15 protein-coding genes and 1 pseudogene are annotated in these 17,861 nt (G+C 70.0%); 7 read left to right on the top strand and 9 right to left on the bottom strand.

Annotation, left to right across the window (positions count from 1 at the left end; translation table 11 throughout):
- Positions 1-6: 6 nt before the first annotated feature.
- Positions 7-1,626 (top strand): AMP-binding protein, encoded by a 1,620-nt coding sequence (locus ACQPYZ_RS30265; protein ID WP_433162086.1) that lies wholly within the window; start codon positions 7-9, stop codon positions 1,624-1,626.
- Here ACQPYZ_RS30265 and ACQPYZ_RS30260 read toward each other — a convergent pair.
- Entirely contained in the window at positions 1,612-2,499 is an 888-nt protein-coding gene (locus ACQPYZ_RS30260) for a LysR family transcriptional regulator (protein WP_433162084.1), read from the bottom strand. The two genes, ACQPYZ_RS30265 and ACQPYZ_RS30260, sit on opposite strands and share 15 nt — an antisense overlap.
- A 90-nt stretch (positions 2,500-2,589) precedes the next feature.
- Between ACQPYZ_RS30260 and ACQPYZ_RS30255 the strand changes: the two genes are divergently transcribed.
- Entirely contained in the window at positions 2,590-3,759 is a 1,170-nt protein-coding gene (locus tag ACQPYZ_RS30255; protein WP_433162082.1) for an MFS transporter, read from the top strand.
- Here ACQPYZ_RS30255 and ACQPYZ_RS30250 read toward each other — a convergent pair.
- Entirely contained in the window at positions 3,733-4,680 is a 948-nt protein-coding gene (locus ACQPYZ_RS30250) for a R2-like ligand-binding oxidase (RefSeq protein WP_433162080.1), read from the bottom strand. The genes ACQPYZ_RS30255 and ACQPYZ_RS30250 overlap by 27 nt on opposite strands.
- Entirely contained in the window at positions 4,677-5,270 is a 594-nt protein-coding gene (locus ACQPYZ_RS30245; protein ID WP_433162078.1) for a TetR family transcriptional regulator, read from the bottom strand. The genes ACQPYZ_RS30250 and ACQPYZ_RS30245 overlap by 4 nt, the downstream gene beginning before the upstream one ends.
- A 120-nt stretch (positions 5,271-5,390) precedes the next feature.
- On the opposite strand from ACQPYZ_RS30245, the gene larE reads away from it, so the two are divergent.
- Both larE and ACQPYZ_RS30235 read left to right on the top strand, forming a co-directional pair.
- Positions 5,391-6,860: an ATP-dependent sacrificial sulfur transferase LarE gene (larE, locus tag ACQPYZ_RS30240; RefSeq protein WP_433162076.1), complete on the top strand. Its 1,470-nt coding sequence runs from the start codon at positions 5,391-5,393 to the stop codon at positions 6,858-6,860.
- 139 nt (positions 6,861-6,999) lie between these two features.
- Positions 7,000-7,383, top strand: coding sequence for a cold-shock protein (locus ACQPYZ_RS30235; RefSeq protein ID WP_132317338.1), 384 nt, complete (start codon positions 7,000-7,002; stop codon positions 7,381-7,383).
- Between the two features lie 144 nt (positions 7,384-7,527).
- Here the strand turns inward: ACQPYZ_RS30235 and ACQPYZ_RS30230 are convergent, their stop codons facing one another.
- Positions 7,528-8,259: a TetR/AcrR family transcriptional regulator gene (locus ACQPYZ_RS30230; RefSeq protein WP_433162074.1), complete on the bottom strand. Its 732-nt coding sequence runs from the start codon at positions 8,257-8,259 to the stop codon at positions 7,528-7,530.
- 107 nt (positions 8,260-8,366) lie between these two features.
- Between ACQPYZ_RS30230 and ACQPYZ_RS30225 the strand changes: the two genes are divergently transcribed.
- Positions 8,367-9,902, top strand: a complete 1,536-nt coding sequence (locus ACQPYZ_RS30225) for an MFS transporter (RefSeq protein WP_433162072.1) — start codon at positions 8,367-8,369, stop codon at positions 9,900-9,902.
- A 39-nt stretch (positions 9,903-9,941) separates the two neighbouring features.
- Here ACQPYZ_RS30225 and ACQPYZ_RS30220 read toward each other — a convergent pair whose 3' ends face one another.
- The gene (locus tag ACQPYZ_RS30220; RefSeq protein WP_433162070.1) at positions 9,942-12,104 is read right to left on the bottom strand and encodes an MFS transporter; all 2,163 of its coding nucleotides are present in this window, start codon (positions 12,102-12,104) and stop codon (positions 9,942-9,944) included.
- Positions 12,105-12,219: 115 nt separating this feature from the next.
- Between ACQPYZ_RS30220 and ACQPYZ_RS30215 the strand changes: the two are divergent.
- Positions 12,220-12,975 (top strand): annotated as a pseudogene (locus ACQPYZ_RS30215) (DUF3027 domain-containing protein); the annotation flags it as partial.
- Between the two features lie 285 nt (positions 12,976-13,260).
- Here the strand turns inward: ACQPYZ_RS30215 and ACQPYZ_RS30210 are convergent.
- From ACQPYZ_RS30210 to ACQPYZ_RS30200, 3 genes are all read right to left on the bottom strand, one after another.
- Positions 13,261-13,797 (bottom strand): DinB family protein, encoded by a 537-nt coding sequence (locus ACQPYZ_RS30210; protein ID WP_433162068.1) that lies wholly within the window; start codon positions 13,795-13,797, stop codon positions 13,261-13,263.
- 19 nt (positions 13,798-13,816) lie between these two features.
- Complete coding sequence (locus tag ACQPYZ_RS30205) at positions 13,817-14,770, bottom strand: cyclase family protein (RefSeq protein ID WP_433162067.1); 954 nt, start codon at positions 14,768-14,770, stop codon at positions 13,817-13,819.
- A 79-nt stretch (positions 14,771-14,849) separates the two neighbouring features.
- Entirely contained in the window at positions 14,850-15,155 is a 306-nt protein-coding gene (locus ACQPYZ_RS30200) for a DUF2530 domain-containing protein (protein WP_433162065.1), read from the bottom strand.
- An 81-nt stretch (positions 15,156-15,236) separates the two neighbouring features.
- Here ACQPYZ_RS30200 and ACQPYZ_RS30195 point away from each other — a divergent pair, with 81 nt between their 5' ends.
- The gene (locus ACQPYZ_RS30195; protein WP_433162063.1) at positions 15,237-16,709 is read left to right on the top strand and encodes an NCS2 family permease; all 1,473 of its coding nucleotides are present in this window, start codon (positions 15,237-15,239) and stop codon (positions 16,707-16,709) included.
- On the opposite strand, the gene ACQPYZ_RS30190 is transcribed toward ACQPYZ_RS30195, so the two are convergent.
- Entirely contained in the window at positions 16,670-17,785 is a 1,116-nt protein-coding gene (locus ACQPYZ_RS30190) for a hypothetical protein (protein ID WP_433162061.1), read from the bottom strand. The two genes, ACQPYZ_RS30195 and ACQPYZ_RS30190, sit on opposite strands and share 40 nt — an antisense overlap.
- Positions 17,786-17,861 lie beyond the last annotated feature (76 nt).

The following is a 17,861-nucleotide window of genomic DNA, read 5'->3' as shown; positions in this document are numbered from 1 at the left end:
GCCGGTATGAGCCTGCCTTCGTACGCGTCCGGGGTGTCCGAGGTTCCCTTGCTGGGCGAGACGATCGGCGCCAACCTGAGACGCACGGTCGGCCGGTACGGCGACCGTGACGCGCTCGTGGAGGTCCAGACCGGAAGGCGCTGGACGTACGCCGAGTTCGGCGCCGAGGTCGACGTGGTCGCGCGCGGCCTGCTGGCCCACGGGATCGCGAAGGGTGACCGGGTCGGCATCTGGGCCCCGAACTGCGCCGAGTGGACGATCACGCAGTACGCGTCCGCGATGGTCGGCGCGATCCTGGTGAACATCAACCCGGCATACCGGACGCACGAGCTGGCCTACGCGCTGAACCAGTCCGGCGTCCGGCTGCTGATCTCGGCGACCGAGTTCAAGACCAGTGACTACCGGGCGATGGTCGACGAGGTGCGTCCGGACTGCCCGGCGCTGGGGGAGACCGTCTACATCGGCACCGGCGACTGGGACGAGCTCCGGGCGTCCGCCGATCGCGTTTCCCTGGTCGAGTTGCGGACGCGCGAGGCCGAGCTGGCGTTCGACGACCCGATCAACATCCAGTACACGAGCGGCACCACCGGCTTCCCCAAGGGCGCCACCCTGAGCCACCACAACATCCTCAACAACGGCTTCTTCGTCACCGAGACGATCGCCTTCACCGAGGAGGACCGGCTCTGCATCCCGGTGCCCTTCTATCACTGCTTCGGCATGGTCATGGCCAACCTCGGCTGTACGACGCACGGCGCGTGCATGGTGATTCCCGGGCCGGCGTTCGACCCGGCCGCGACATTGAAGGCGGTGCAGGACGAGCGCTGCACCGGGTTGTACGGCGTACCGACGATGTTCATCGCGGAGCTCGGGCTGCCGGACTTCGCGTCGTACGACCTCACCAGTCTGCGGACCGGGGTGATGGCCGGGTCGCCGTGCCCGATCGAGGTGATGAAGCGCTGCGTCGCCGACATGCACATGGCCGAGGTGGCGATCTGCTACGGCATGACCGAGACGTCACCGGTGTCGACGCAGACCCGGCGGGACGACGACCTCGATCGCCGGACATCGACGGTCGGCCGGGTGATGCCGCACGTCGAGGTGAAGCTGGTCGATCCGGCGACCGGACTCGTCGTGCCGCGCGGTGAGCCCGGTGAGCTGTGCACGCGCGGGTACTCCGTGATGCTCGGCTACTGGGACGAGCCCGAGAAGACCGCGGAGGCGATCGACCAGGCCCGCTGGATGCACACCGGCGACCTGGCGGTGATGCGCGAGGACGGGTACGCCGAAATCGTCGGCCGGATCAAGGACATGGTGATCCGCGGCGGCGAGAACGTGTACCCGCGGGAGATCGAGGAGTTCCTCTACACGCATCCGGCGATCGCCGACGTGCAGGTGGTCGGCGTACCGGACGAGAAGTACGGCGAGGAGCTGTGCGCCTGGATCAAGCTCAAGGACGGCGCCGACCCGGTCGACGCGGCCGCGGTGAAGGAGTTCGCCACCGGCAAGCTCGCGCACTTCAAGATCCCGAAGTACGTCCTGCTCGTCGACGACTTCCCGATGACGGTGACCGGCAAGGTCCGCAAGGTCGAGATGCGCGAGAAGTCCGTGGAGCTACTCGGTCTGTGACTTCAGGTGGGCGGCGAAGGCCCGGAGGGAGGGCGTGTCCTCGCCGCGGCGCCAGACGAGGCCGAGGGCTGAGTCGGGCAGGCCGGTGATCGGGATGTTGACGATGTCGGCGCGGCGGTTGTGCTCGGCGGTCGGGCGGCAGACGAGCATGCCGCCGCGGCCGGCGACGATCAGGGACAGGCCTTCCTGCAGCGTGTTCACCTCGGGACCGCGGTGGATCAACGCGCCGGCCGGCGTCTGGGTGGGCGCCTGCGCCTGCCGCCAGTAGCCGGGCGCGGGCCCGGCCACGGCGATCAGGACCTCGCCGGCGAGGTCCTCGGCGTCGATCGAGGACCGGGCGGCGAGTGGGTGGCTCGTGCAGACCGTCAACGTCTGCTGCTGGTGGGAGAACACCGGGCCCAGGACCAGGTCGTCCTCGGCCACTGGCAGCATCACGACGGCGGCATCGAGGTCACCCCGCCGCAGGGCGCCGAACGGGTCGTTCAGCGGCAGTTCGGCGACGTCGATCAGGCAGTTCGGATTGTGCGACTGGAAGACCGAGACCGCGTTCAGCACGACGTCGTTCGCCGCTCCCTGGAAGCCGATGCGCAGCGTGCCTTTCGCACTGTTCGCGTAGTCCCGCGCGTTCTCCACCACCCGCTCCAGCGCGGTGTACGCCGGCCGCAGCGACGTCAGGAACTCCTTGCCGAGCGGCGTGAGCGCGACCCGTCGGCTGGTCCGCTCGAACAGCGGCCCACCGATCCGGCGCTCCAGCGATTGCAGCAACTGGCTGACGCGGCTCTGCGAGAGGTAGAGGCGTTCCGCCGTACGGCCGAAGTGCAACTCGTCGGCCAGCACGAGGAAGCACTCCAGTTCGCGGATCTCCACACCCACCGGGCGACCTCCCGATCGATTAGCTCAGCTCATCCAAGCATGACCACATCGCCGTTGTTCCGCACCCTCGCGCTGCCGAACGCTTGAGGTATGACGACGATCTGCGCCGACCAGGTGGCACCGAGGGCCCAAGGCTGGGCCGCTCCGGTGGCGATGGCGGCCACCGTGTTCACCGTGGTGACGGCCGAACTGATGCCTGTCGGCCTGCTCACCCCGATCGCCTCCGCGCTGCACGTCAGCGAAGGCACGGCCGGCCTCAGCCTGACCGTGACCGGCGTGGTCTCGGCGCTCGCGGCACCCGTCCTGCCACTCGTTCTCGGCCGGGTCGACCGCCGCACGGTTCTCGTCGGCCTGATGGCGCTTCTCGGCGCGGCCGGTCTGCTCGCGGCGGTCGCGCCCGGCTTCGGCGTACTGGCTGTCGCGCGGGTGCTGATGGGGATCTCGCTGGGTGGAGTTTGGCTGCTCACCGTCGGCTTGGCGCCGCGCATCGTCCCGCCGCACGCGGTCGGCCCAGCGACCTCACTGATCTTCAGCGGCATCGGAATCGCTTCTGTGCTGGGGATTCCGGCCGGCACGTACGTCGGCGAACTCATCGGCTGGCGATGGGCCTTCGCCGCCGTCGGCCTGCTCTCGCTCGCTCTCGCCGTCGCGTTGGCCTTCCTGCTGCCGCCGCTCCCGGCAGCACAGGCGGTCCGCCTCGGCGACGTACTGGACGTGTTGAGGATCAAGCAGGTCCGCGTCGGCCTGGTCCTGGTCGCGTTGGTTGTCACCGGCCACTTCTCGGCGTACACCTACGTCCGCCCGTTGCTGGAGAAGCTCGCCGGGATCAGCCCCGCCCTGATCGGCGGTCTCCTGCTCGCGTACGGCGTGGCCGGCGTACTCGGCAACTTCCTCACCGGATCGATGCGCCCCGGCCGCGCGATGACCGTCATCGCCGGCGGTATCGCGATCGCCGGCCTGGTCATGCCGTTCCTGGGGACGACGGTGACCGGAGCCCTTGTCCTGTTGCTGATCTGGGGTCTGGCGTACGGCGGGACGAGTGTCAGCACCCAGGCCTGGGGCCACGCGGCCGCACCCCGTGCTCCCGAAGCGTCATCCGCCGTACTGGTCGGCGTCTACAACGGCTCGATCGCACTGGGCGCCTTCGCCGGCGGCCAGGTCGCCGACCACCTCGGTACGACGACCGTGACCTGGCTGCCCGCTCTGCTGGCGACCGCCGCGCTCGTCGTCGTGCTAGCGAACCGCCGCCAGCGCGGCTGAGTCCTCGTCGCCGAAGTCGTCCTCGAGCTTCTCCGGAGAGTAGTCGAGGTCGATCCCGGCCACGTCCGCGCCGACCGCCGACTCGATCGCGCCGAGGCGTCGGGTCGCGCGATCACCGGCGTACGTCATCAGGGCGGTCGGGTTGATCTCCGGCGGCAGCTCGGGGGAGTTGTCCATCGCCCACTGGATCTGGGTGAGCGCGTGCGGAAGGAGCTCCTCCATGGTGTCGGTGACGACCTTCCAGTTCGACGCGTCGGCAGCGACGTGGCGGCGGCAGGTGAAGGTGCCCCAGGCCATGTGCCGGCGTTCGTCGTCACCGATCCGGCGGATGAGCTCCTGCATGCCGGGCAGGACGCCGCGCGACGTACACAGCAAGTTCCAGGCGTGGTAGCCGGTCAGGGCCAAAGTCCCTTCCACCACGTGGTTGTAGGTGACACTGGCGCGGACCTGGTTGGCGGGCGACGGGTCGTCGGCCAGCGACTTCAGGGCGACCGGGAGGGCCTCGTAGAAGATCGCGCGATAGCCCGGGTTGTGCTCGACGTACCGGTGCAGGTCCTCGGTGACGCCGATCGCGTCCAGCCAGAGCCGGAAGACCGCGGTGTGCTTGGCCTCCTCGAAGCAGAACTGGGTCAGGTACATCTCGTCACCGAACCGGCCCTCGGCCGCCATCGCCTGCAGGAACGGCTGCAGGTCCTCGGTCACGGCCTCTTCGCCGGCGACGAACTGCGAGCAGAGCAACAGCGCGTTCTCCCGGTCGTTGTCGCTCAGCTCCTGCCAGTCCTTCGCGTCCTGGCTGAAGTCGATGTCGCGCGGGTTCCAGAACTTGCGATTGCCCTTGTCGAACAATCGCAGCGGCAGCGCGTCCCAGTTCAGCCCTCCGGACCTCAGTGAGCTGAAGCCTTGCCTGTGCAGTTGATTCATCGGTGCTGCCTCCTGGCCTCGGACAGAAAGGGACTGAGGACGCGAGCCAGCTGCGCGGCCACCGTCGCCGGGGGAGGGCCTGGCGTGACGATGTGGCTGAGGACGACGCGCAAGGCGACGTCGACGCAGCTGGTCGCGTCCTCCGGTGGTACCTCCGGCCAGTGCTCCCTGACGTGCTCACCCAGCCGTAGGTGGGCCACCTCCAGCACCTGCTGCCCCCGTGTGGTCAGCAGCTGGCTGGCCTGGTCCGATCCCGGCTGACCGAGCGCGGCCTTCACCAGCGGGTTCTCCCCGGCCAGTGCGAGCGCCCGCTCCACCGCGGCCCGCAGGCCGTCGATCGGGTCGGAGTGCTCGGCGAGCGCCGTGTTCACGTCCAGCAGGAACCGTTCGGTCTCGCGGGCCGCGACCGCCTGCAGCAGACCCCACTTGTCGCCGAACTCGTTGTAGACGGTCTGCCGGGAGACGCCGGTCCGCCGGGCCACGTCGTTCATCCGCAGTCCGTCGTACCCGCCGGCGACGATCGCGTCGTACGCGTTGTCGAGCAGCTCGTCGCGCAGTCGGCGCTTGGTCCGGTCGGCGAACGAGTCCATGCGCCTGATGGTTTACATTTTCTGGTCGAATGTCAAGAGTCGGGACACCCGGCGAACGAATGTCAAATGAACCTGGGCTGCCGAGCGGGGAGCAGGCGCGGAGCACGTAGGGTTGGGGACGTGTCAACCGCCGAGATCCAGCCCGCTCCCGCCACCTTCGACGTGCCGGAGCTCGTGGTCGGCTTCGACCTGGACATGACGCTGATCGACTCCCGTCCGGGGATCCAGGCGGTCTGGGACCTGCTCGCCGCCGAGACCGGCGTGGCGATCGACTCCGACCTGGTCGTGAGCCGGCTCGGGCCGCCGCTGACCTGGGAGATGGCGAACTGGTTCCCGCCGGAGCAGGTCGACGCCATGGTGTCCCGCTACCGCGAGCACTACCCGGCGCACGCGATCACCGGCAGCCTGCCGCTCCCGGGGGTGGCCGAGTCGCTGGCCGCCGTACGGGCGTTGCGCGGCCGGACCATGGTGGTGTCGGCGAAGTACACCCCCTCGGTCCTGCTCCACCTCGACCACCTCGGCCTGGACGTCGACGAGCCGGTCGGCGACCTGCACGGCGCCGAGAAGGGCATCGCGCTGCGCGAGCACCAGGCCACGATCTACGTCGGCGACCACACCGCCGACATCGACGGTGCCCGGGCCGCCGGGGCGGTCGCGGTCTCGGTCGCCACCGGTCCGTTCACCGCGGACGAACTGCGGGCGTACGGCGCGGACGTCGTACTGAACGACCTGACCGAGTTCCCGGCCTGGCTGGACGCGTATGTGCTCGAGCAGCGGCTGGAAGCGTTGATGCGGCGGCTGTCGAGCTACAAGAACCTCGTGGTCGCCTTCAGCGGCGGCGCCGACTCGGCGTTCCTGCTGGCGGCCGCAGCCCGGGCGATCGGCCCCGCGAACGTGGTCGCTGCGACCGCGGTCTCGCCGAGCCTGCCGGTGGCCGAGCTCGAGCCGGCCGCCCGGTTCGCCGACAATCTCGGCGTCCGGCACGTCACGCCGCACACCCACGAGATGGACCGCGAGGGGTACCAAGCCAACGCCGGCGACCGGTGCTACTTCTGCAAGGCCGAGCTGGTCGAGACGCTGCAGCCGATCGCGGACGAGTTCGGGATCACCGCGATCGCGACCGGGACGAACGCCGACGACGCGGTCGCCGGATTCCGGCCGGGGATCCGGGCCGCCTTCGAGCGGGGCGCGATCACGCCGCTGAAGGACGCGCGGCTGACCAAGGCGCAGATCCGCGAGGCCTCCCGGAGCTGGGGGCTGGAGACCTCGGACAAGCCGGCCGCCGCCTGCCTGTCCAGCCGGATCGCCTACGGCATCCGGATCACCCCGAACCTGCTCGCCCGGGTCGACCGGGCCGAACAGGCGGTCCGCGCGCTGCTCACGCCGTACGGCGTCGAGAACGTCCGGGTCCGCGACGTCGGCGACACCGCGAGTATCGAGATCGACGCCCGGCTGCTCGACCAGGTCGACCACCAGCCGCTCGTCGACGCGGTCGTGGCCGAGGGCTTCCCGGCCGCCCGGGTCGATCTGCGCGGCTTCCGGTCCGGGTCGATGAACGAACGGTTGAAGGACCCGGAGAAGTACCGGTAGTTCTTGCCTGGTCAGATAGTTTTCCTGAGGCGCCGCGGCGCCGGTTCCCGTACGCTGGGTAGCCGATCGAGCAGTCGGTCCGCCCGTTCTGTTCCGACGATTGACATCGCAGTTCCTGATTGACACAAGAGGGGTTCCCGTGCCCGTTGGCAAGGTCAAGTGGTATGACTCCGAGAAGGGGTTCGGTTTCCTCAGCAAGGAGGAGGGCGGGGACGTCTACGTCCGTAACGACGCCCTGCCGGCGGGAGTCACCAACCTCAAGCCCGGCCAGAAGGTCGAGTTCGGTGTCGTCGAGGGACGCAGGGGCGAACAGGCTCTCCAGGTCCGGCTGATCGACCCGCCGCCGTCGGTGGCGAAGGCGATGCGGCCGAAGCCGGAGGAGATGCAGCTCGTCATCGAGGACCTGATCAAGCTGCTCGACAACCTCGGCGAGGGATACCGCCGCGGCCGGCACCCCGACCACAAGGCCGCCCGCCAGGTCGCCACCGTGCTCCGGGGCGTGGCCGACAAGCTCGACATCTGACGTCCGTACGACGCCCGCCCGGTACGACGCCCGTCGTACCGGGCGTCGTCGTATCCGGGCCGGGTGCTGTCGGCCGGACGCGGCGCCGTCGTGCGCAGGTGCCGGTGTCGTGCTTGCGGTCCGTGGTGCCGCCGGGGCGCGTGGTCAGGGGGTGCGGCGGTCGATGCGGGTCTGGATGCCGTCGAGGACGGTGTCCAGGCCGAACCTGAACTCGCTGGGGTCGCCGTCGTCCACGTGCGCGGCCGGCCCCAGCATGCCCGCACGGAGAGCCGGGAACCGCTCCGGGCCGGCCAGCAGTTCCAGCCGCTCGACGTAGAGCCGGTCCGCCGCCCGCGTCTCCTCGGCCGTTCGCGTCTGCAGGTCCGCGGTGATCTGGACCGCGCCGCGCACGTAGATGTTGACCAGCAGCATCGACGACACCCGCTCCGGCGGCGTCAGCGTGGTCTCGTCGAACGCACGCAGGCCGTGCTCCATCCAGACCAGCTGGTTCGGTGACAGCGGCGGATCGAACACCGGCACCCGGAGGATCCACGGGTGCCGCACCAGCGCGTCCCGGAACGCCTCGGCCCAGGCCGTGATCCGCTCCCGCCAGGTCGGCTGGTCCATCGCCGGCGGCTCACCGAACGCGTGGTCGAGCATGACGACGTACAGGTCGTCCTTGGAGTCGACGTACCGGTAGAGCGACATCGTGGTGAAGCCGAGTTCGGCGGCCACCTTGCTCATCGAGACCGCGGCCAGGCCGCCGGCGTCGGCCAGCCTGATCGCCGCCCGGCCGATGTCGCCGAGGTGGAACGCCGGCTTCGGCCCCGGCCGCTGCCGTCCCTCGATCCCCCACAGCTGCGCCAGCACCCGCGGCAGTTCGGTCTCCTCGGTCATCGCTCACCTCGTCGTCGGGGATATCTGTTTACATCATAGACAGATGGCCGGTATGGTCTGTGTACGATGCACACAGTGTGCGCCGTACACAGATTAGGGGAGTGGCGATGAGTACGACGGAACGCGCGGGACGGAAGGAGTGGATCGCGCTCGGCGTGCTCGCACTGCCGTTGCTGCTGGTCTCGATGGACGTCTCGGTGCTGTACTTCGCGGTCCCGTTCATCAGCGCGGACCTCGGGGTGTCGGCGACCGAGCAGTTGTGGATCTTCGACATCTACGGGTTCGTGCTGGCCGGGTTGCTGATCACGATGGGCTCGCTCGGCGACAGGATCGGCCGGCGGCGGCTGCTGCTGTTCGGGGCGGTCGCGTTCGGGCTGGCGTCGGTCTTGGCGGCGTACGCGCAGAACCCGGAGCAGTTGATCGCCGCCCGCGCGATCCTCGGCATCGGCGGCGCGACGCTGATGCCGTCGACGCTGGCGCTGATCCGCAACCTGTTCCACGACCCGGCGCAGCGGTCGAAGGCGATCGCCTTCTGGAGCGCGGTGATGATGGGCGGGATCTCGCTCGGGCCGGTGCTCGGCGGACTTCTGCTCGAGCACTTCTGGTGGGGCTCGGTCTTCCTGATCAACACCCCGGCGATGGTGTTGCTGCTGGTGCTCGCGCCGATCCTGCTGCCGGAGTTCAAGGCGCCGGGCGCGGGCCGGTTCGACCTGATCGGGTCGGTGCTGTCGCTGGCCGCCGTACTGCCGGTGATCTGGGGGATCAAGGAGCTGGCGGCGCACGGGGTGGCGGTGCTGCCGGTGGTTGCGATCCTGGGTGGGGTCGTGTTCGGAGTGCTTTTCGTGCAGCGGCAGCGGATGGCGTCGTACCCGATGATCGAGCTCTCGATGTTCCGGAGCCGTGCCTTCAGTGGGTCGCTCGCGGCGAACACGATCGGCACGCTGGCGCTGGTCGGGAACGCGGTCTTCATGACGCAGTACCTGCAGTTGGTGCTCGGGCTGAGTCCGCTGAAGGCCGCGCTCTGGGCCCTCGTTCCGACGGTGGCCGTCGCCGGTGCCGCACCGCTCGCGACGACTCTCGCGCGACAGGTCGACCGGGCCTACGTGATCGGCGGCGCCTTCGTCCTGGCGGCCTGCGGGTACGGCGTCCTGACGCTGGTCCGGCCGGAGTCGTCGCTGGTGGTCATCCTCGCCGGGTCCGGGCTGCTCGGTGCGGGGTTGGTGATGGTGATGACGCTGGTCACCGAGGCCGTGGTCGGCGCGGTCGCCCCGGAACGCGCCGGGTCGGCGGCGGCCGTGATGGAGACCTGCGCGGAATTCGGCGGCGCTCTCGGGATCGCGATCCTCGGCTCCATCGGCACGGCCGCCTACCGAGCCGACCTCCCCACCGACCTGCCGGGCGCGATCGCAGCCCCCGTCCGCGAAGGCCTCCCGGCCGCGACGGCCGCAGCCGCTCACCTCCCGGCAGACCTGGCCGGCGCCGTCCTCACCACAGCCCGCCACGCCTTCACCCACAGCCTCAATGTGGTGGCCGTCGTCGGCTGCGCGCTCCTCCTCGCAACCGCCGTGACCGCAACCCTCCTACTCCGCGGCACCACCCCACCCCTCGATTCCCCCACCAACCAACTCGAACCAGCCGCCTGACGCGCGCGCGACGGGGTGCATCTCACTGAGGGCGGGGGACTAGCGGGGTGGGCGGCCGCCTCGGCGGCGGCGGTTGAAGAGGCCGCGGTCGCGTTCGACGGTGGGTTCTTCGGCCCAGGGGGCTTGGTCCTGGACGGTTTCCTCGTCGTCCTCGTCCGGTTGGCCGCTCCACCAGCGGCCGACCGGCTGGTCCGGCCGGGCGGCCTGCGGGCTGTCGGACCGCGGTGGACGGTGGTCGTCCGCGGCCCACTCCACGGTCGGCTCGTCGTACTGGCGTTGGTTGTTCTCGCGGCTGGCGCGCTGCTCGGCGACGCTCGTGGTGAGGATCGTGCGGCTCGTGCTCGTCGGCGGCTCCGACTCGCCATCCCGCGGCCGACGATCACCACCCGCCGAACTAGCAGCACTACCCGCGGAACCAGCAGCACCACCTGCCGAACCAGCAGCAGCACCAGCACCTGGCGAGCTAACACCACCCGCAGTGCCTGCCGAGCCGGCACCTCTCGCAGTCGCGCCGGCCGGCTCGGGCCTGCTCCGGCCGGACTCACCCGGGCGGGATCCACCCGGACCGGCGCCAGCTGCACCAGCTTGCCCGGATCCGGGCCCGCCCGAGCCGGTCGGGCGTACGCCGCCGACGCCGGCGATCGCGGTCGGTTTCATCCGGACGACCAGGAAGACCACGACCAGGAGTACGCCGGCGAGGAAGCCGAAACCCAGCCGGGGGATGAGCGGCAGGACGATCCCGCAACCGCCGCCGATCACCCAGGACAGTTGCAGCACGGTCTCCGAGCGCGCGAACACCGACGTACGCACGGTCTCCGGAACGTCCCGCTGGATCATCGCGTCCAGCGACAGCTTCCCGAGCGAACTGCACAACCCGGCGACCAGGCCGAGCACGATCAGGATCGGGAACCCGTAGAACACCGCCACCAGCACCGCGACCGTCGCGTCCGCCAGCAGCACCACCAGCACGACGGCCTCGGGTTTTCGGGCCTTGAGCAACGATCCGATCAGGGTGCCGAGGCTGTTGCCGAGCCCGGCCGCGGCGATCACCGCACCGGCCGCCAGCGCGCCGTCGATCCCGCTGAGCGGTTTGTCCCGCAGGAGGAACGCCAAGTACATGGTCAGGAACCCGGACACGAACCGCAGCCCGAGGTTGCACCGGATCCCGCGCGCCACCGCCGCCGTGATCGCCCGCCGCCGGGCCTCACGTCCCGCCGTCCCGGTGATCTCTTCACCGGCCGGCGAATCGACCCTGCTCGGCAGACGAATCGCCAGCACCAGGCCGACTGTGTAGACGAGCGCGGCCCACCGCAGCGACCACTCCGGCCCGATCGCCGCGAACGCGCCCGCGATGCCCGCGCCGATCGTCGCGCCGGCGACACCGGCCAGCGAGATCCGCGAGTTGGCGGTGACGAGGCTGATGTCCTCCGGGAGCAGCCGTGGTACGGCGGAGGCGCGCGTCACGCCGTACGCCTTGGAGGCGACCAGGCATCCGAGGGCGGCCGGATACAACCATGGCGAAGCGCTGCCCGTCATCGACGCGGCGAGGCTCCACACCAGGAACCCGCGCAGACCGAGCGTCGCGCCGATCGCCCACCGCCGCCCATGCCGGAACCGGTCCAGGATCGGCCCGATCAGCGGCGCCATCAACGCGAACGGCGCCATCGTCAACAGCAGGAACAGAGCGACCCGGTCACGAGCCTGCTCACTGGGCACGGCGAAGAACACCGTGCCGGCCAGAGACACGGCGAACGCGGTGTCGCCCGCGGCGTTGACCGCGCCGAGCTCGATCAGCCGCGACAGCCCGGACTCGCGGGCGCCTTGGGCGCCGGTCAGCCCGCTGATCCGGCGACCGGTCGCCCGACCGACCTTCCCGCCGACGACGGCTGTCTTCCGGGACGCGGAGGCGACCCCACTGGCACCGACCCGGGACGCCTGCCCGACCCGCTTGCTCGCCGTCCCGAGCTTCTCCCGCGCACCGCTGATCCGCTCACCGGCCCGCTTCCCCGCCTTCGCACCGGCCCCGTCACCCGGCCGACCACCGGACGCGCCACCCGGCCGACCGCCGGACGCGTCACCCGGCCGACCACCGGACCCGTGAGCCCGCCCGCCGCCGCGCCCGCCGCCGGGGTCGGCGCCGGGCGGGGTCGCGCCGGGCGCACCGGGCGACGCCTTCCGGTCCGCGGGGTCTGGGCTCTGCATGGAACTATCCTGCCTCCTCGAGGGGACAGACCGTAGCCACGGCGCGGTGGCCTGTGGACGAACGACCGGTCGACGGCCCGTTCGAAACACTGTCGCGGGCGTGCGAGAATGGGCGATTGTGACTCCCGTCAGAGCTCCCGAACCGGTTCGTGCCAAGGCCGACGCCGTCTGCGTCGCGGCGGTCGAACCCGCGCGCGAGGCCGCGATCGCCGAGGCCGGCGCCGCGCAGGTCGGCGAGCACCTCGGTCATCTGGTCGAGGGCGAGCGTCTGGTCACGCACTACTTCGCCTCGACCCACCCCGGGTACCGCGGCTGGCGCTGGGCAGTCACGCTCACCCGCGCCTCGCGCGCGAAGACGGTCACGGTCAACGAGGTCGTCATGCTGCCCGGCGACGAGGCGATCGTCGCGCCCGAGTGGGTCCCGTGGTCCGACCGCGTCCAGCCGGGTGACCTGCGCCCCGGCGACCTGTTCCCGACGCATTCCGACGACCCCCGCCTCGAGCCCGGTTTCACCGACACCGGCGCCCCGGACGACGTACTGGCCGTCGTCGAGGAGCTCGGCCTCGGCCGCGAGCGCATCCTGTCGCAGTACGGGCGTGAGGACGCGGCCGAGCGTTGGTACGCCGGAGACTTCGGGCCGTCGTCCGCGATCGCGCAGGCCGTCCCGTACAAGTGCAACGGCTGCGGCTACTGGATTCGCCTCGCGGACAGCCTCGGCCAGGCGTTCGGCGTCTGCAGCAACGAGATGGCTCCCGGCGAGGGCCGCGTCGTCGCCTACGACTACGGCTGCGGCGCCCACTCCGACGCCGTCATCGACCTCCCCGACCAGCCGTCCGCCGAGCACGCCTTCGACACCACCGGCTACGACAACCTCGAGCTCGCGCCCGAATCCCTCGAAGCCGGCGCCATCGAGCCCGACACCGTCGAGACCCCGACGGCCGATGCCGTCGACCCCGACGCGCTGGAGGCCGACGCCGTCGAGCCCGAGGTCGACGTCACCGAGCCGGCCGCCGCCGAGATCGCCCAGGCCCCCGACGAACCCCAACCCGCCGAGCCGACTGAGCCAGCTGAGCCGACTGAGCCGACCCAGGCATAGCGAACACCAGGGCAGCCATGGCGCGAGAGGCAACGACCCTGACCGTGCTGGACTGAGGGTCTACTCGCCGGTCTGGCCGTCGATGGATTCGCGGATGAGGTCGGCGTGGCCGTTGTGCCGCGCGTACTCCTCGATCATGTGCATCACGATCCACCGGACGCTCGCGGTGCGGTTGTTCATCAGCTTCCGCCGCGCGGGCTGGTCCAGCCCGCCGTCCGCCAGCGCCTCGGCGAGCAGCTCCCGGGAGCGGGACACCGAGTCGCGCCACAGCGCATGCAGTTCCTCGGGCGAGTCCTGCGCGGCTGACTTCCACTCCCAGTCGGGATCGGCGTCCCAGTGTTCGTCGACCCAGATTGGCTGTCGCTCGTTCCCCCGCAGGCGGTACGAGAACCAGTGATCCTCGTAGTACGCCAGATGCTTGAGCATCCCACCCAACGTCATCGACGAGGCCCCGACCCGCACCCGCAACCCAGCCTCGTCCAGCCCCGCACACTTCCAGGCGAACGTCGCCCGGTGGTACTCCAGGAACCCGACCAGCGTCTCGACCTCCCCAGCCATCAGTGGAGTCTCCGGCCGCCCCTGCTCGTCAAACGCCATGGCCAGGAGTCTAGGACTGTCAGAAGGTGGCGATCGGGTTGACCGGGCTGCCGGAGGTGCCGGCGTAGCGGACCGGGGCGACGGTGAGGTGGAAGTCCCACTGGTCGAGCTCGGCGGCCGTCGTGACGCAGGCCTCGAGGTCGCAGTTGTCGAGCATCCACAGGCCCATCGCGACCAGACTCACCGCGTGCACCGGCATCAGCACGTCGTCGTACCCGGACGGCTGAACGTCCTGGGGAGTGTCGGCGCCGATCAGCGCGACCTCGCGGTCCTGCAGCCACGGCAGGCAGGACGCGTGCCAACCGGCCTGGGTGATGCTGCCGGCGTCACCTGACTCGTGCCGGAAGCGGCCGTACCCGGTCCGCAGGAGTACGGCGTCGCCGGGTCGTACCCGCACACCCTGGCGACGTTCGGCCTCCTCGAGATCCTCGGGGAACACGCCCTGCCCCGGTTCGAGCCACGGCACGCCACGGACGCTCGCGACGTCGAGCACGACACCTCGGGTGGTGATCCCGTTCGCCGCCGCCGTGACGGCCGCCCACGCCGATCCCGTGTCGGCGTCGACCAGCGAATGCGAGCGCCCGTTGTACATCCGTCCGTCCCAGAACAGATGGCAGGGCGAGTCGAGGTGGGTGATCGTGTTGCCGTGGTACATGATGCCGAGCCGCTCGTTCGAGAAGCCCCAGCGCCGGTCGTTGTGGAACCGCGCCGGCATGTGCTCGGCCCCAGGCATGTCGACGGCGTGCGGGCAGACGGTCGTCGACCGCTCCAGCTCCTCCGGTACGGCGACCTCCCACGCGCACGACACGCTCCGGCCGTGCCGCACCGTCCGCGCCGCCGCCAGCCGGACGTCGTCGGTGATGTGGTTCAGCGTGCCGAGCTCGTCGTCGTCGCCCCACCGCCCCCAGTTCGACAAGCTGTCGAAGTACCCGAGGACGTCGTCCTGCGTCGGCATCTCTCGCCCTGCCGTCATCCCAGCATCAACTCCTCGTCACACGCTCGAGGCATGACACCACACCACCGGGCCAGCCCCCGGACGGGAACAGGCCAGGTCAGTCTTCGGTGGGGCTCCGGTGGCCGGCCTGGATGGCGGACCAGCGGCGACGGCAGTACACGAGGCCGATCAGGCCGAGGCCGGCGCCGGCGACGGTGACCCAGAGCCACCACTCGAGGCCGTTCTCCTTGAGCTCGTCGCGGAAGATCAGGACGACGAAGAAGGCGACCGTCCAGGCGACGATGCCGGTGATCACGCTGGGGATGCCGGACAGGTCGAGCGGCTTGACCTCGGCATGCACCAGCTCACCGCGAGCCAGCTGGCTCGTCGGGTCATTGCGCTTGCTCGGCTTCTCGTCTGCCACGACCCCACCTTAGCGGCCTGGATCGATACGGGTTCGGGTTTGTGCTCGCAACCACAGGGTGGGACCTGGCACGATTCCGCCATGAGCTCGCCCCAAGCCGCCACCGCCCGGGACCGGTCCAACTTCGTGGACTCGTACTTCAAGATCAGTCAGCGTGGCTCCACGGTCACCCGGGAGATCCGCGGCGGTCTGGTCACCTTCTTCACGATGGCCTACATCGTCGTGCTGAACCCGCTGATCATCGGCACCGTGAAGGACGGCGCCGGCCAGTACGTCGGCGGCGGCACGGACCCGGCGGCGTCGATCGCGAAGATCGCGGTGGCGACCGCGCTGGTGGCGGGCGTGGTCACGATCCTGATGGGCGTGGTCGCGAACTTCCCGCTCGCGCTGGCGACCGGTCTCGGCCTGAACGCGTTCATCGCCTTCTCGGTGGCGACCAAGATGACCTGGGCGGACGCGATGGGGCTGGTGGTGCTGGAGGGCATCATCATCCTGATCCTGGTGCTGACCGGCTTCCGACGAGCCGTGTTCGAGGCCGTCCCGGTGCAGCTGAAGGTGGCGATCAGCGTCGGGATCGGCCTGTTCATCGCGTTCATCGGCGTGATCGACGCGGGGTTCGTACGGCGTCCGGAGGCGCTCACCGGTCCGCCGGTCGAGCTCGGTGTCGGCGGCAACCTCCGGGGCTGGCCGGTGCTGGTGTTCGTCATCGGCCTGCTGCTAATCATCACGTTGTACGCCCGCAAGGTGAAGGGCGCGATCCTGATCGGCATCCTGACCGCCACCGTGCTGGCGATCGTGATCGAGTCGGTCGTCGAGGTCGGCGCGCGGACCACGGAGAACCCGGGCGGCTGGGGCCTGACCGTGCCGGCGCTGCCGGACGACTGGATCAGCAAGCCCAACCTGGACACCCTCGGCGAGTTCAACCTGTTCGGCTCGTTCGAGCAGGTCGGCGTGGTGGCGGCGCTGCTGCTGATCTTCACGCTGATGCTCGCGGACTTCTTCGACACCATGGGCACGATGACCGCGATCGGCGCGGAGGCCGGTCTGCTCGACCAGGACGGCAACCCGCCGAACACGCAGCGGATCCTGATCGTCGACTCGGTCGCGGCGGCCGCCGGCGGTGCCGCGTCGGTGTCGAGCAACACGTCGTACATCGAGTCCGCCTCGGGTGTCGGCGAGGGGGCGCGGACCGGGCTGGCGAGTGTGGTGACCGGGGTCTGCTTCCTGATCTCGATGGTGGTCGCGCCGCTGGTCACGCTGGTCCCGTACGAGGCGGCGACGCCGGCGCTGATCCTGGTCGGGTTCCTGATGATGACGCAGGTGAAGGGGATCGACTTCGACGATCTCGAGGTCGCGTTCCCGGCGTTCCTGACGATCATCCTGATGCCGTTCACGTACTCGATCACGGCCGGCATCGGGGCCGGGTTCGTCTCCTACGTGATCCTCAAGTTGGTCCGCGGCAAGGCCCGCCAGATCCACCCGCTGATGTGGGTGGTCTCAGCCCTCTTCGTCGTCTACTTCGCCATCGGCCCGCTCGGCGACTGGCTGACCTGAGCTGCCGACGTCGTACGGCGCAGTTCCAGGTACTCCGCCCGTGCGGTGAAGAGATCCCGGAGCTCGGCGCTGAGGTGGTCCAGGAACTCGGTCCGGTACGTCGCGTCGGTGAGCAGCGCGATCGAGTAGTACAGCCCGGTGAAGTTGGCGATGCCGCTGGCAACCTTCACCAGGGACGCGCTGATCAGCAGCGGATGGCCGAGCAGGTCGATGCTGTACGACCACCCGCCCGGACTGATGCCCCAGTTCTCATAGATCGACTCGCTGATCCCGATCATGCCGAAGGCCACGAAGAACAACCCGACGCCGGCGCTCACCACCAGCACCTGCATCCACTGCCGGACGACCAGGCCGATGCTGAGGTTGACCCGCTGGATCCGGCGCAGCGGCGGGCCGGAGCCGGCGTCGCGCTCGATCTCGTCGAGCTCCTTCGGCAGCCGGATCAGCAGGAACAGCGTGCTCAGCAGCGTGAACGCGATCACCGAGAGCAGGATGAACTCGATCGGCATCCCGGCGAACACCTGCCACATCTCCGTGTTCACGAACAGCACCAGTGAGAACACGAGCAGCAACGGCAGCGCCCGGACCAGGCTGGCGACCGAGCTCGCGAACTCGCCGACGAGCCGGCGCAGCCCCCAGTACGTCGTCGCGATCAGGCCGTAGCCGACGACGACGTACACCACGCCGACGAACACCAGGTTGCCGGCGGCAACGCCGAGCGCCTGCCGGACCTGGCCCTGGACGAGCGGGAGCAGGGCCGGGAGAAGCACGAACACGGCCAGCTCCGGGATGCCGAACCGGGTGGGCAGCGACCAGAACGGCCGGCCGCGGACACCGTTCAGCAGCCCGAACCCGCCGACCAGCACGGCCAGCCCTACGAGCGCGGCCAGGACGTTCTGCCAGACCGGCCAGTTGAGGTCGGTGGCGCCGATCATCTCCGCCAGGAACACCAGCACGAGCACCGGCGTGGCCCGGGTGAAGATGTCGTGCGTCGGTGAGAAGTCCTCGATGAACAGCGGCAGCCCGGCCCGCCGGAACCGCTGCTCGTACCGCTCGAGCTCCGCAGGTGTCCCCATGTCCGCGAACCCTAGCGCCCCGGCAGCGGTTCACCGGGAATACCACGGGCCGGTCAGCCGTTTTCTTTAGCAAAGG

It is taken from the genome of Kribbella sp. CA-247076, assembly GCF_050942445.1.
Lineage (GTDB): Bacteria > Actinomycetota > Actinomycetes > Propionibacteriales > Kribbellaceae > Kribbella.
The sequence above is the reverse complement of the archived record's forward strand: the minus strand, read 5'-3'. Positions and strand labels throughout refer to the sequence as shown.